Raw genomic sequence first — 13,340 nt, forward strand, 5'->3', positions numbered from 1 at the left:
GGGCGGCGGCCTGCCGGTCGCCGCAGCCTGCGGCCAGCCTGCCAATAGGCACAGCGCTTTGCATATAAGCGATCGATGAAATCGCGATCCGCCGCCTGCACTGCTGTCCTGATGATCGCAACGTGCATTGCGGGCATCATGCAGACCTCACCAGTAGCGGCACAGGCATGGCGCGACCTCGCGCCGCAACCCGCACCGCAGGCGCCGCGAAGCGCGTCGTCACCCTCCTCCCCGGAAGCGCAGGCCGAGTCCGCACGGATCGCTGTCGAGCGGCTTGCCGGGCTCGTCTTCGAACCAGCCGGCGCGTCCGCGGCGGCATCGCCGAGGCAGCAAGGTCGTATCGTCGCGCAAGGATTGCCCGTACTCGACGCCGCCTTCCTGCAGAGCTTCGCCACGGACCTCGACAAGCCGCTGACCTTCGGCCGCCTCGCCGAGATACGCCGCGCCGTGGTCGCGCGTTATCGGGCGGCGGGAAAGCCGCTCGTCGACGTCTACGTGCCGGAACAGGACGTGAGCTCGGGTGTCGTGCGTATCGCCATTGCCGAATTCAAACTGGGTCGGGTTCACGCCAGCGGCAACACCTACTTTTCGAGCAGGCTTCTCGAACGTGAAATGCCGCTCGAGCCCGGCGGACCGATCCTGCAATCGGCGGTCTCGAAGGGACTTGCGGTGCTCAACGCGAATCCTTACCGACGGGTCGATGCTGTTTTTGCGCCCGGTGAGGCCGCCGACACGACCGACGTCGTGTTGCAAACCGAAGACCGGCTGCCGCTTCGCGTAAGCGCGGGTTATGACAATGAAGGCGTGCCGGAGCTCGGTCGTGATCGGTTCTTTGCAGGCATAGGCTACGGCAACCTGCTTGGTCTCGATCAGCAGATCGCCTATCAATTCACGGCCAGCAACGATTTTTTCAGCGGCAATCCGAATATCGAAGGCCGCCCGAACCGCGCCCGCTTCACCGCGCACGCGCTGAACTATACGGCGCCGCTGCCTTGGCTCGACAGTATCGAGTTGTTCGGCGTCTACGCGCAGAGCACGCCACGGTTGCCCGACACGTATGGGCAAACGGGCATTTCTGCGCAGCTCAGCTTTCGCTACGACTTGCGTCTGCCGACCATCACGGACACGACACAGTTGATCCAGATCGGATACGACTTCAAGCGCAGCAACAACGATCTGGAATTTGGCGGCTCCCAGGTTTTCAACTCGAATACGCACATACATCAGTTCGTGTTGTCTTACGACATCAGCAAACCGACCGAGGCTGGCACGGCGCACGCCGCGGCGACACTCGTCGCCAGTCCGGGCGGACTGGATGGCAACAATCAGGATTCGGCATTTAACGCCGCGCGGCAGGGCGCGACGGCCCGCTACGTCTATATGCAGTTGACAGCGTCTCGTGCCACCGCGCTTGGGGCTGGCTTCACGCTGATCACGAACGGAACGTTCCAGTGGACGCCGAACACGTTATTACCGAGCGAGGAGATGGGGTTCGGCGGGGAGTCCAGTGTGCGAGGCTACGACCCATACGTCACGCTCGGCGATCGCGGCTGGAACATTCAGACCGAGGTGCGCACGCCTGCGATCTCGCTCGGCGCGAGCAACGCAGTCGTGCAACCCTTTGTGTTTTTCGATGCGGGCCGCGTATGGAGCACGATCGACCAGCCAGCCGAAACTAACCCCGGTCTGCTCGCGGGCGTCGGCGCGGGCGTGCGCGTCCAATGGTCGAGATTCGTGGATTTGCGCTGCACCTATGGCGCGCCATTACGCTCGGCGACACCAAACGGTTCGAAGGCGCCGATCGTGCTCTTGTACGTGTCGGTCGGAACGTGAGCCGTCGATAGATGCCCCATGTTCGACACGGCCCGCCGCCGTGTCTGCCTTCGTTGCGCCGTCATCCGGCCGAGTCCGAGCCCTGCTCGGGCTCCCAATCGCGCGCGGCGGCGAGACAGGCGCGGACTTCTTCATCGGTCGTCTGGTCGAAATTCACATAGAACCCGCCGATCCCCATCAACCAATCCGGCTGCAGCACGCTCACGAACGCGTGCGCGATTCCTTCGAATGCCGTGCACGCATCGGATTGCGACACCGGGATCGCCACCACGATCCGAGCGGGATGTCTGCTGCGGAGTGCGTCGAGCGCCGCATGCATCGACGCCCCCGTCGCGATGCCGTCGTCGACCACGATCACCGTCTTGCCCTGTACTGGCACCGGCGGGCATTCCCCACGGTACGCCAGTTCCCTGCGCGCGAGTTCGGCTGTTTCGCGCGCGATCACGTCGGCCAATTCGGCGTCACTGATTTGCAGTTCGCGAAGCACCGACCTTTCCAGATGAAGGGCGCCCCCCGTCGCGATGGCGCCCATCGCCAGTTCCTCGTCTTGCGGCGCCCCAAGCTTTCTGACGACGAGAACGTCGAGCTTCGCATGCAATGCCCGTGCAACTTCGAACGCGACAGGAACGCCGCCGCGCGGCAGAGCCAGCACCACCAGATCGCCGCGACCCTGATAGTCGCGCAGTGCGTGGGCCAGTTGTCTGCCAGCGTCGGCGCGGTCGCGAAACAGGTTGCCCATCGCTTTTCCTCCCGCAACGTTGGTGCGCGTTGCCAGACCCACTATGCCATCAATCGGCCGCATCAAGCGTCCTCCTGAACGGAGAAGTTTTCACGGGTCTCGCCGGCGATGCCGATACAGGGGCATGCTTCCATGGCCGCTACCTCGCGCTCGATGCGCCACCTGGCGAATTCGCACTGCCGACTGCGATGCGGCGGTGAATTACCGGTCACCCGCTCCACGAACGTCGCGTCAAAACGCAACGCTGAACGCTGTCACGAATTCGTCGAGCCGCGCGCGATCGAGCCCGTCGATACCGGCGGCAGCGACCCTGCCGTTTCCTCCGAACTTCCTGCAAAGGACGTCGGCGCCTCGCGGACAATCGAGCGGAGCCCGTACGCTCGCCGTGTATCGGCCATCGGCGCCGGCCGTCAGCACCGCGTGCGCTCGCGCCGGGTCGCGTCGCGCGACGAGATTGGCGAAATCGCCTCGCACGCGCCGCGCCCACGCCGCGTCGGGAAGAATGTGCAGCGTTCCATTGGCGAGCCGCCGCGTTACCGCGAGTCCCAAGGCCAGTTCGAGGTCTTCCGTTCGTCGCGCCTGCAGTTCGGGCAGCACGCCGGTCGACGCAATGAACTCGAGCGGATCCGAATAGGGTTGAATGGCGCGATACATCTCGACAGGATCGACGGCAAGATCGACGACGCTGTCCCCGTAGGCGTTGTAGTTGATCGCTTCGCCGAGTTCGCGCAGTTTGCGCTCATCGGACGAGTTCACCGCGCACGCACTGGCGGCCCGATGCGCGGCCCGATGCAGGTTGTCGCCATAGGCCGCGACCACCGCCCATCGCGTGTACCGGCCTTGAAGATGGCGGTCCACGATCAGCGCAGTGCACCTATCCGGTGACGTATCGATATGCGTCGTCAGCAGCGCGTGTGCGGGGATGGGACCGGGGAAATGATGATCGAAATAGTCGATCTTTACACCAAGATCCAGCAACGCGATGAGTGGCTCGCGGTTCGAGTCGAGCGAAATATCCAGCACGGTCACGCTGTCGCCCGGCTGCGCGTTCGCGCGTTGCAGAAGCGTTATCTCGCGCTTGGCTCCCGTGATCAGGATGGTGTCGGCAGGCTCGGCGAGCCGCAACTGATGCAGCGCGCAGATGCCGTCGGCATCGCCATTGAAAATATCGAATCGCTTCATCCGCTGCTCCACCGGCGCGTTGCTGCCACGATCGCACGCCGCTTGACTGCGGTCAATCGGTGACCCACGCTCCATTTCGTATGGAAGCGTACAGGCAGTTGCCGACCGACTGGCGATGCCCGGCTACCGCCTCGTTGATACAGATCAAGCCGGTTACCATACCCGATGGCTTAAATGAGTAGACGATTCCGGCTCGCGCGCAAGGCGGGCGCCGGCCGTCCCACCACGCGGAGGTCAACCGTGCCGAATGAGACGCTCGTGCTTCACCATGACGCCCGGCAATGGCTGCTCGATGGCATCAATGCGCTCGCCGAGGCCGTCAAGGTCATGCCTGGTTTCGGCGGCCGCAGCGTGATCGTCGAACGCGCGCCCGGCGTGCCGCTCTTCGCGAATTCCGGTCTGGTTGTCGCGGGCTCGGTCGACTTGAGCGGTCGCCACGGAGAAATGGGCGCGCAGCTGCCCGCGAGGTGGAGTGCGGCATGAGTTCGCCACGGAGCCGCAAGCTTTCTTCACCACGCGCCAATGCAGGCATGCGCGGCATCCAGCATCTCGCCAACCGGGTCCGCGCCGCGCGCCGCAGCGTGCGCGGACTCGACGCGACGCTGCGCAGGCCGGGCACGTACCGTCATCCGGCGGGCAGGATCGTCCGGGTCGAAACGCACATATCCGTCGTGTATCTCGCCGGGCGCTTCGCGTACAAGATCATCAAACCCGTCGCCCCGGGTTTCGCGGACTTTACCGCCACCGCGGCCCGCAAGCGCTGCTGCGAAGCCCAGCTCCGTCTGAACCGGCCACTCGCGCAAGGTATTTACGCCGGCGTGCTGCCGATTGCGCGCCATGCCGGCGTGCTGACACTCGGGGACGGCGGCGTGACAGTCGATCACGCGGTCAAGATGCGCCGCTTCGACGAGGCGATGCTCTTTTCGAGTCTCGCGGCGAAGGGAGCACTGACGCCGCGCGACATCGACGGCGCGGCGAAGCGGCTCGCCGACTATCACCTGAGGGCGCCCCGCAACGCGCCGTCGTCGCGCTACGGGAGCGCCACGCTGGTGCGAACGCAGATCGAAACGATCAACGCGGCGCTGCTGGCCAATTGCAGCCATCCCGCGCTGCCCGGCATTGCCGCGTGGTGCGCGCGAAAGCTCGACCAACTCGCGCCGCTGATCGAGCGGCGCCGCGCCGAGGGTTTCGTGCGGGGCTGCCATGGCGATCTGCATCTGGACAACGTGGTTCGCTGGCGCGGCGCAATCGCGATGTTCGACTGTATCGACTTCGACGATGCGCTACGCTGGATCGACGTCGCAGCGGACGTCGCGTTTCTCGTGATGGACCTGTGCGCGCGAGCGGAGCCCCGTCTGGCCAATCGACTGTTGAACCGTTGGCTGGAAACGTCGGGCGATTATGCGGCGCTGTCGCTGATGCCTTTGTACGTCGCCTATCGCGCGCTGGTGCGGGCGTGGGTCGCGTGCCTGAAAGCGGGATACGTAGCGGGCCGCAGCGTCGCCATCCCGGATCCGGCCCTGCGCTACCTCGAGGTGGCACGGGCGCAAACGCAGAAGCCGGGACCCGTTTTGCTGCTGTGTCATGGCTACTCCGGTTCGGGAAAATCGGTCGCGAGCCGGGCCCTTGCGGACCTGTGCGGCGCGGTGCGAGTGTCGAGCGATGCCGAACGCAAGCGTCCGCGGCCGGCGCCCGACGCGCAAACCTCGCTTGGCGCCGAACACTACACGCCAGCTGCACGTCACGCGATCTACGACCACCTTCTTCGACTCGCGCACCGCGTGCTGCAAAGCGGCCACAGCGCGATCGTCGACGCGACCTTTCTCGAGTTCCGTCACCGCGACACGTTTTTCGCGCTCGCCCAACGGCTTGGCGTACCGGCCCGCATTCTCGACTTTCGTGCCGAACCAACGGTGCTCGCGCAACGCATCGAAGCGCGCCGGCATGGTCCGCGCGATCTATCCGACGCCGACACCGCGACGCTCGCGCGTCAACTCGCGAGCGCCGACGCACTGACGCCGGCGGAACAGGCGTCGACCTTGTCATTCGACACCGCGGTACCGATGGCGGCGTTCGACTCCCCCGCGTTCTGGCGACCCGTGCTTGCACTGATGCAGTCAGCGCCGTTTGCGACCCGCTGATCGTGTTCCGACGCGAAGCGGGGTCATTGATCTGCGCGCGTGACCGAGGTCGCGTCCGCGTCGATCACGGCTGGCCGATGCTTCACCAGATCCGTTGATACCGGTGGGCGCTTAGAAGTAGCGCGCGCTCATTGCCGGTGCCTGTTCAACGGGCGGAAACACGTCCCACGAACCCTTGCCGTGCCGGAAAAATACGATCGTCAGCGGTCTCGAAGAAATCGCGCCCTCGAGCCAGACATACCGCGCCCGGGTGATCGCCAGGCGGCCCGTGCGCACCACGTGCGCCGGTGTCGTGCCGGTCGGCGCAAGCCATTTCTCGACCAGTGCGCGCAGCGGGATGATGGTGTCGTTCATTGCCGCCTCCCTGGACTCGCCGACCTTGGCGCCGGACATCGCGGCGTGTCGTCGAATCTATTATCGGCAACGGCTGGCGTTATCTAAATCAGCGACGGCGGAAACGGGGTTAGTCCGTCGTCGCCGGTCGTAGGAATCGGCTGACCCCAGTTGAACGATCGGACGACACGGTCCGTGCTCCACCGCCGAGGCTCAAACGCACGTCACCGAACCGGGCAGCGACAAGCAGAGCCAGCACGCGGCGCGCTTCACGACTGCCCCCGTGCCGACGTAGCCGGCGGCACGCAGGCGCCCGTCGCGGCCAGTTCGGCGATTTCGGCGGTGATCTCGTCCTGCCGGACGATCCGATAGTCGCGCGTGAGTTCCTGCAGCCGGTCCTTCACATGACGGCTCGCCGCCAGCATCGCCCCGACGCGCGCCGCGCTTTCCGCCGCGAATGACTGCATCAGGCCTTCGCACAGTTCGAGGTACACGTAGCGCTCGGTGAGGCCCCTCAGCAAGCCGTCGAGCGGCAGGTTCAAAAGCGGCGCCTGCCCGCGCGACGCCACCCTGAAGCGCGTGAAATCGAACGGCACCAGCCGCCGCGTCACGATGCGCTCGTCGAGTCCGGGGCCGGGCGTCGCGTGCACGAGCCACACCTGCGACGACGCCTGATCGCGAAAGCGCGCGAACACCGCGTCCGCGAGCTGACTGGCCACGCGCATCACGACCTCCGCGTGCGAGGCCATTCCCACGGACCAGCCGTAATGCAATGCGCGTTCCTGGGCGAGCATCACGCCGCGCGTGCCGACGATGAAAATCTCGCCCGGCTCGTCCGCCTTCAATCGTTCGACGCGCGCCAGCAGATGCTCGTTGAAGCCGCCGACGAAACCCTGCTCGGTGCATAGCACGATCAGAATGCGCGCGGTGCCTTCCGGTGGCGCGTATTGCGCCGCATGTGCCGACGATGCGGCAGCCAGCACCATCCCGATCGCCTCGCCGACGATCGCCGCCGTCGAGCGGATGCCCGCGAGCCGCGCCTGCGCCTCGCGCTCGCGCGCGGCGGCGATGCCGCGCATCGCGCCAATCACCGTTTCGAGTTGCCTCGCCGAAGCGGTGCGGCTTTCGATCTCACTGAGCTTGCTGCTCATCGGGACTCCCTGCTGCTTGCGCCGCGCGCGCACGTTCGTGCATCGCGCGCTCGACGAGCGGCTCCGCAACTCCCTCACGATAGCGGCCCGCCCAGCATGCAAGCTGCTCCATCGCCTGCGCGCGCGAGCGCTATGACGAAGCGGCACGGCGCTACGACGCGGCGCGTCACCGTTTCCCTTTCGACCTCGCGAATGTCATTCGTCCGGAGCTCGACAAGCCGGCTTTCACGGTACCGGACGCAACGCCGGTGCACCGTCATCCACGCACCGACTTCGGCGCGTTGCGTGGTTCGCTGCGGGTTTAGTTGCATCCTTCCCGACCGCGCGTGCGACCGCCCGAGCTACACCAGCCACTCCGTCTCCCGCCGCGCCGCCATTCTTTGCCTGATCTTCTGCGCGAACGCTTCGCGTTTGTTGGCGTCCCTGCGGCGGTACAGATCGCTGCCGCTGATCAGCGCAGGCCGCAAGCGACGTCTTGCCCGCCGCCTCCGACATCTGCTTCAGCGCCGATCCGCTGCCGCGCGCGCCCTCGCAGCAGAACAGCGCCAGGTGACGGATCTGTCCTCCGTTCGATTCCAGCCACGCCCGAACCGGCGCGCACGCGCCGCCTGCCCAGACGGGCGCGCCGACGACGACCAGGTCGTACGCGGCGACGTCGAGCAGCGCCGGCATCACGGCGGCGCGCCGATGGCACAGCGCATCGATCACCGATCTGACGTAGCCGCGTGCGCGATCACGCGATCGTGGCCCGGCGCGTTCGCGGATCGGTTCGATGTCGGCGTCGAGTTCGGACGCGAGCAGTTCGGCAACACGTCGCGTGGTGCCGGTTCGCGAGTAGTAAACGATCAGAATCCTGCAACGCTCGGTCATGTTCCTTCTCCGGCAGCAGACACTGGGCGCTCCGTCCGCCAATTGGGCGTCACTCGTTGCGTGCGCGAAGCGCGCACGCCGAGCCGGGGTGTCGACTCAGCCCGGATTAACCGGAACATTCCCTGGCCGTGATCGTTGCCCTCCACAGACGGCACGCAACTGCAGGCACCGCTACGGCGCGACGTCCGCTGCTATCACTGTATTTGCGCGCAGCCGGCAGCGCTTGACCTACATCAACTGGCGTGCGGCATCGGCGCGCTTGATCTGCGTCAATAGTCGCGCCGGGCCGGCCCATAGACTCCATTTGACAACGGGCTTACGCCGGTGTCCCCACGTTCTGTCACGGCGCTTTGGCGATGAGCTACAAGCCACGCACGGTGGAAGCCTCGACACCTGGCGAAGACGTCGCGAAGCGCATCGTCGCGGCGGCGCTCGAATGGCACGCCGACGCGATTGTGATGGGCACGCACGGCCGCCGTCGTGTTCAACGACTGATGCTCGGCAGCGTCGCCGAGCGCGTGCTGCGCAGTGCCCGCTGCCCGGTTCTGACGATCCCGGCCCATGCAGGCGTCGAACCAGCCGACCATTCCGTCCCGGCCTCAGCCGAAAAGGAACTGACATGAGCTATAAGACCCTGCTCGTTCACATCGACGACAGCCGCCGCTGCGACACTCGCGTCGCGCTCGCGCTCGATCTTGCGCAGCGTTGGGATGCCCACCTGATCGATCTGTATGTCGTGTGCGAGGGCCTCGCGAAACCGCTGTTCGGCACCGACGACGGTTTCGTTGCCCAACGCGCCGCACTGACGACCGATCGCCGCGAGACGGCGCGGCATGCATTTCTCGTCCCGGCCGAGCGCGCCGGCCGCGCAGCGCAATGGCGCGCCCCGGAGGGCTCCCCCGTCGCCGTGACCACGCTTCACGCGCGGCACGCCGACCTGCTGGTGCTCGGCCAGCCCGACCCGCGAGATCCCGCCAGCTACGTCGACCGGCATTTCGTCGGCGAGGTCGTGCTCGGCGCGGGGCGTCCCGCGCTCGTGATCCCGCGCGCGGGCGCCGTGCCGACGCTCGGCGAGAACGTGCTGATCGCGTGGGACGGCAGCCGCGAAGCCTCGCGAGCGATCGCCGACGCGATGCCGCTGCTCGAACGGCCGCGCTTCGTTGGCGTCGCCGTCGTCGAGCCCACGCACGACCATGAAGCGGGACCCAGCGCGATCGACGTCGCGGCATGGCTCGAAGCGCACGGCGTGCGCGCGTCGTTCTCGACGACGCCGCGCCTCGGCATCGCCGGCGCGGGCGCGACGCTGCTGAACCGGGTGTCGGATCTACATGCCGATCTGCTCGTGATGGGCGCGTATGGCCATTCGCGTGCGCGTGAGCGCGTGTGGGGCGGCGTTACGCGGACGATGCTCGAATCGATGACGGTGCCCGTGCTAATGGCGCATTGACAGGACGCCGTGCCGAACGAACGCTGCTGCGCGGCGTGGGGCGGTACACGCCGCGCGCCTGCGCGCCGCGCATCAACTCCCGCGCCGCCTCGGTCCGCTCAATGCGAACCATTCACGGCGAAACGCGACACCGTCCTTCCGCCTCGTTCAGGAAGCGCTGAATAAGGTCGCCGCCATGCGAAGGCGAAACACGGCCGAAGTGACATCTCACACAAACGGCCCGACTGCCCGCCACGGATAGCGGACAATGGATCGTGAACGAGACGCCGATCGCGAGACGGTTGGAGCCAGCGGTCACGAAATGCCGTTCGGATTGATCGACGTGCGCGAACACGCCTATGCTCGGCGACTCCATGCGGATCGATACAGCGCAAAGCGCCGATTTCGCGATTGCGGTCAGGTTTCCCTGGCAATGGATGCAACCGGGAGAGATCACCCCATGATCAAGGTGTTGCTGGCCGACGACCACACGCTCGTGCGCGACGGACTGCGCCATATCCTGCAGCAGGCGAGCGGCTTCGAAGTGGCCGGCGAAGCTTGCGACAGCGCGACGACGATCGCGCTGATTCGCGCGACCCAGGCCCACGTGCTCGTGCTCGACCTGTCGATGCCGGGGCGCAATGGCATTGAACTGATCAAGCAGATCAAGGAGGAAAAACCCGGCCTGCGGATTCTGGTGCTGACGATGCACGCCGAGCAGCAATACGCGGTGCGAGCGTTCAAGGCGGGCGCGTCCGGCTATCTGACCAAGGAAAGCGCGAGCGCGGAACTGGTCGGCGCGGTGACGAAAGTCGCGTCAGGGGGCGTTTATGTCAGCCTCGCGATGGCCGAACGCTTTGCCCAGAACCTGAACGAGCCTGCCGACGCGCTGCCGCACCAGCGGCTGTCCGATCGCGAATTCGACGTGTTCCGGCGCCTTGTCGAAGGCGAGAGCATCACCGAGATCGCCAACGAACTATGCGTCAGCGTGAAGACGATCAGCACGCACAAGACGCGCATCCTCGAAAAAATGCAGATGCCGAACGAGAACGGGCTGGTTCGCTATGCGATCCGCCATAAGCTGTTCGACGACGAAAACGACCTGTAGCGCTTCTCCGCTGCGAGACCCGCGCAAAGCGTACGCGAGACATCTGAAACGTCGACCTGCCACAAACCTGCCACGGTACCCGGCGACACGATGACGACACGAACCGCGTGCTCGCGGGAACGATCCGAAAGGAGACTTCGAGATGAACGATGCCGCCCAACATGACGCGTGGGAAATCGGCGAACCGCACTTCCACGCCTCCACGCCACTGGAACAGCAGCTGCGCTTTGCGCTGCATTATGCGGTGCTCGCGCCGTCGAATCACAACACGCAACCGTGGCGGTTCATCGTCGACGGCGAGACCGTACAGATCTGCGCCGACCGCATGCGCGCGCTTCCCGTGGTCGATCCTTTCGATCGCGAACTTCTGATGAGCTGCGGCGCGGCGTTGCTCAATCTTCGCGTGGCGCTGTGCCGTCTCGGTCTCGCTTATGCGATCACGCTGTTTCCATCGGAAGCCGACCCCGACATCGTGGCGCTCGTGCGCGTGTCGCGCGACGGGCTCCGCGACCCGCACTTGCACGAACTATTCGACGCGCTGACGGCGCGCGTGACGACGCGTGCGCCGTTCGCCGACGAAGCCGTTCCGGCGGCACTGCAACGCAAGCTCAGCGACGCCTGCGACGACGAGGGCGCGATTGCCTGTTGCGTGGAGCAAACGAGCGCGCGCGAGGCGCTTGCGCAACTGATCGCCGACGCCGATCACGCGCAGTTCGCGGACCCACGCTTCCGTCGCGAGCTCGCCAGCTGGATCCACCCGCGCCGGCGCGACGATGGCATGCCGGCCTACGGTACCGCTCTCGGAGCATTGCTCGACTTCGCGGCGCCGCTCGTCGGCCTGGCCGTCCGCGTATTCGATGTGGGCGCGGGACAGCCCGCCACGCATCAGCACCTCGTGCAAGGCTCGCCGCTGATGGTCGGCATCGCCACGATGCGCGACGACCGCGAGGCATGGCTCGCCGCGGGACAGGCGCTCGAGCGGATGCTGCTGGTCGCGGCATCCGTGGGACTGACCGCTTCCTACCTGAACCAGCCGATCGAAGTGGACCCGCTGCGCGAGCGGCTCCGGACGCTGCTGGGAACGGAGGCGATTCCGCAGCTTCTGCTCCGCGTCGGCCGCGGCCCGCGCGTCAGTCATGCGCCGAGGCGGCCGCTGGCCGATGTGGTGTCCTGACAAGCGTGGGTCCGGGCACGCGTGGAAACGGTACCGATGGGCCCGTGATGAAGGTCGCGCGACAGCCAGACCGACGCCGGCATGCGCGATCCGACCGAAGGATCGCCATGTTATGCGCTACCTCAATGCCGCCACATGCTGCATGAACTGGACCTCAGCACTTCGCGATGGCCGCGCTCGAGCGAACGCGGCCAGCGACAATATCAAGCGGAAAAGCAGCGCGTTGCCTCACCTCAATGTCGGTTCGCGGGCTACACCGTTACCACGATCTTTCCGAACTGCCCGTTGGTTTCGAGGTAGCGGTGCGCGTCGACGATCTCGTCGAACCCAAAGGTGCGATCGATGACCGGCTTCAGCGAGCCGCTTTCGAGCCCCTTGAGCACGAACTCCACCGCAGCCTTTCGGCGCGTCGGGTCGCCACTCGTCAGCCAGATGTTGTGCGCCTTCACGGAAATCATTTTGGCGATCATCGGCAGCACGGGCAGCGTCGTGGCACGTTCGTCTAGCGCGCCGTACAGATACGCGATCCCCTGGAAGGACAGCGCCGAGATCAGTTTCGCGAAGTTCGGGCCGCCGACTGGATCGAACGCGACGCGAGCCCCCTTTCCATCCGTGATCCGCATGATCGCTTCGACAAGGTCCGACTCGTCCGTGACGACCACGTGTGCGGCACCCGCGTCGAGCAACTGCTGTCGCTTGCCAGCATGGCGCGTGACCGCGATCGACGTCGCCCCCGCGTAATTCGCTAGCTGGATCGCTGCCAGTCCAACGCTGCTCGAAGCGGCCGGTATGACGACATAGTCGCCGGCGCCCACCTTCGCATCTTCGATCAGCGCGCCATATGCGGTGACGAACATCATCCACACCGACGCGGCCTCGGCGAAGGAAAGAGATTTCGGATGCCTGACGACTGCATGGTCCGGCACGATGATGACTTCGCCGTAGGTGAAGTACTGATTCATCGAGAACGACGGGATCACATTGACCTCGTCTCCGGGCGCGAAACCGCCGACGCCCTCGCCCACCACGTCGACAATGCCGGCCGCCTCGTACCCGAGTCCGGCCGGAAAGCGGACTGGCTCGATGTACTGGTCGGTGCGCCACATCGATTCCGCGCGATTGAGACCGATCGCTTTCACGTTGATGCGAACTTCACCGCGGCCGGGGCCGCGGACCGATTCGTCGACGAATCGCAGCACTTCCGGCCCACCGGCCTCGGCAAACCTGACAGTCCGTGACATCACTACCTCCTGGATGGATTGATGGTAGAGCATTGCGAAAATTGCCACGTCGTTCCCGCGAGGGAATTCGACTGATAAGCGGGGAAATCCTAACAGTGCTTTTCGTCGTCGCCCCAGAACGCCGCCTCGCACAAAGAGGGTC

Annotated in this window: 12 protein-coding genes and 1 pseudogene; 7 read left to right on the forward strand and 6 right to left on the reverse strand. The window is 65.7% G+C overall.

The genetic code is table 11. The annotated features are described in order from the left end of the window. Nucleotides 1-111 precede the first annotated feature (111 nt). Nucleotides 112-1,833 (forward strand): ShlB/FhaC/HecB family hemolysin secretion/activation protein, encoded by a 1,722-nt coding sequence (locus tag OKW26_RS20730; protein ID WP_429355263.1) that lies wholly within the window; start codon nt 112-114, stop codon nt 1,831-1,833. A 61-nt stretch (nt 1,834-1,894) separates the two neighbouring features. Here OKW26_RS20730 and OKW26_RS20735 read toward each other — a convergent pair whose 3' ends face one another. Beyond that, complete coding sequence (locus tag OKW26_RS20735; protein WP_184059222.1) at nt 1,895-2,572, reverse strand: phosphoribosyltransferase; 678 nt, start codon at nt 2,570-2,572, stop codon at nt 1,895-1,897. A gap of 231 nt (nt 2,573-2,803) precedes the next feature. Then, nucleotides 2,804-3,754 (reverse strand): acetyltransferase, encoded by a 951-nt coding sequence (locus OKW26_RS20740; RefSeq protein ID WP_429354986.1) that lies wholly within the window; start codon nt 3,752-3,754, stop codon nt 2,804-2,806. A gap of 174 nt (nt 3,755-3,928) precedes the next feature. Here OKW26_RS20740 and OKW26_RS20745 point away from each other — a divergent pair, with 174 nt between their 5' ends. Together OKW26_RS20745 and OKW26_RS20750 are read left to right on the forward strand one after the other, a co-directional pair. Further along, nucleotides 3,929-4,237 carry a hypothetical protein gene (locus OKW26_RS20745; RefSeq protein ID WP_429354987.1) on the forward strand — a complete coding sequence of 103 codons (309 nt, stop codon included), beginning with the start codon at nt 3,929-3,931 and terminating at the stop codon, nt 4,235-4,237. Then, the gene (locus OKW26_RS20750) at nt 4,234-5,895 is read left to right on the forward strand and encodes an AAA family ATPase (RefSeq protein WP_429354988.1); all 1,662 of its coding nucleotides are present in this window, start codon (nt 4,234-4,236) and stop codon (nt 5,893-5,895) included. The genes OKW26_RS20745 and OKW26_RS20750 overlap by 4 nt, the downstream gene beginning before the upstream one ends. Before the next feature lie 111 nt (nt 5,896-6,006). On the opposite strand, the gene OKW26_RS20755 is transcribed toward OKW26_RS20750, so the two are convergent. The 3 genes from OKW26_RS20755 to OKW26_RS20765 all read right to left on the reverse strand — a co-directional run bounded on the left by OKW26_RS20755 (nt 6,007) and on the right by OKW26_RS20765 (nt 8,249). Beyond that, nucleotides 6,007-6,288 (reverse strand): hypothetical protein, encoded by a 282-nt coding sequence (locus OKW26_RS20755; protein WP_429332408.1) that lies wholly within the window; start codon nt 6,286-6,288, stop codon nt 6,007-6,009. 209 nt (nt 6,289-6,497) lie between these two features. Continuing rightward, nucleotides 6,498-7,379, reverse strand: a complete 882-nt coding sequence (locus OKW26_RS20760) for a F0F1 ATP synthase subunit gamma (RefSeq protein ID WP_429354989.1) — start codon at nt 7,377-7,379, stop codon at nt 6,498-6,500. Between the two features lie 225 nt (nt 7,380-7,604). Then, nucleotides 7,605-8,249 (reverse strand): flavodoxin family protein, encoded by a 645-nt coding sequence (locus tag OKW26_RS20765; protein ID WP_429354990.1) that lies wholly within the window; start codon nt 8,247-8,249, stop codon nt 7,605-7,607. A gap of 368 nt (nt 8,250-8,617) precedes the next feature. Between OKW26_RS20765 and OKW26_RS20770 the strand changes: the two are divergent. The 4 genes and pseudogenes from OKW26_RS20770 to OKW26_RS20785 form a co-directional block, all read left to right on the forward strand. Next, nucleotides 8,618-8,872 (forward strand): annotated as a pseudogene (locus tag OKW26_RS20770) (universal stress protein); the annotation flags it as partial. Then, a complete protein-coding gene (locus tag OKW26_RS20775; RefSeq protein WP_429354991.1) occupies nt 8,869-9,696 on the forward strand; it encodes a universal stress protein in 828 nt (275 codons plus the stop codon). The pseudogene OKW26_RS20770 and the gene OKW26_RS20775, both read left to right, overlap by 4 nt. Nucleotides 9,697-10,135: 439 nt before the next feature. After that, nucleotides 10,136-10,783, forward strand: a complete 648-nt coding sequence (locus OKW26_RS20780) for a response regulator (protein WP_429332420.1) — start codon at nt 10,136-10,138, stop codon at nt 10,781-10,783. A gap of 142 nt (nt 10,784-10,925) precedes the next feature. Further along, nucleotides 10,926-11,957, forward strand: a complete 1,032-nt coding sequence (locus OKW26_RS20785; protein WP_429354992.1) for an Acg family FMN-binding oxidoreductase — start codon at nt 10,926-10,928, stop codon at nt 11,955-11,957. Between the two features lie 251 nt (nt 11,958-12,208). Here OKW26_RS20785 and OKW26_RS20790 read toward each other — a convergent pair whose 3' ends face one another. Then, on the reverse strand, nt 12,209-13,198 hold the full coding sequence (locus OKW26_RS20790) for a zinc-dependent alcohol dehydrogenase family protein (RefSeq protein WP_429354993.1): 990 nt from the start codon (nt 13,196-13,198) through the stop codon (nt 12,209-12,211). Between the last annotated feature and the right edge of the window lie 142 nt (nt 13,199-13,340).

This window comes from Paraburkholderia sp. 32, assembly GCF_050435345.1.
Lineage (GTDB): Bacteria > Pseudomonadota > Gammaproteobacteria > Burkholderiales > Burkholderiaceae > Paraburkholderia > Paraburkholderia tuberum.

What these genes read in the sequence shown, in the direction of transcription:
- OKW26_RS20790 (WP_429354993.1), bottom strand. Translation starts at nt 13,198, where the DNA reads ATGTCACGGACTGTCAGGTTTGCCGAGGCCGGTGGGCCGGAAGTGCTG.
- OKW26_RS20750 (WP_429354988.1), top strand. Translation starts at nt 4,234, where the DNA reads ATGAGTTCGCCACGGAGCCGCAAGCTTTCTTCACCACGCGCCAATGCA.
- OKW26_RS20760 (WP_429354989.1), bottom strand. Translation starts at nt 7,379, where the DNA reads ATGAGCAGCAAGCTCAGTGAGATCGAAAGCCGCACCGCTTCGGCGAGG.
- OKW26_RS20785 (WP_429354992.1), top strand. Translation starts at nt 10,926, where the DNA reads ATGAACGATGCCGCCCAACATGACGCGTGGGAAATCGGCGAACCGCAC.
- OKW26_RS20780 (WP_429332420.1), top strand. Translation starts at nt 10,136, where the DNA reads ATGATCAAGGTGTTGCTGGCCGACGACCACACGCTCGTGCGCGACGGA.
- OKW26_RS20745 (WP_429354987.1), top strand. Translation starts at nt 3,929, where the DNA reads ATGAGTAGACGATTCCGGCTCGCGCGCAAGGCGGGCGCCGGCCGTCCC.
- OKW26_RS20735 (WP_184059222.1), bottom strand. Translation starts at nt 2,572, where the DNA reads ATGGGCAACCTGTTTCGCGACCGCGCCGACGCTGGCAGACAACTGGCC.
- OKW26_RS20740 (WP_429354986.1), bottom strand. Translation starts at nt 3,754, where the DNA reads ATGAAGCGATTCGATATTTTCAATGGCGATGCCGACGGCATCTGCGCG.
- OKW26_RS20730 (WP_429355263.1), top strand. Translation starts at nt 112, where the DNA reads ATGATCGCAACGTGCATTGCGGGCATCATGCAGACCTCACCAGTAGCG.
- OKW26_RS20765 (WP_429354990.1), bottom strand. Translation starts at nt 8,249, where the DNA reads ATGACCGAGCGTTGCAGGATTCTGATCGTTTACTACTCGCGAACCGGC.
- OKW26_RS20775 (WP_429354991.1), top strand. Translation starts at nt 8,869, where the DNA reads ATGAGCTATAAGACCCTGCTCGTTCACATCGACGACAGCCGCCGCTGC.
- OKW26_RS20755 (WP_429332408.1), bottom strand. Translation starts at nt 6,288, where the DNA reads ATGTCCGGCGCCAAGGTCGGCGAGTCCAGGGAGGCGGCAATGAACGAC.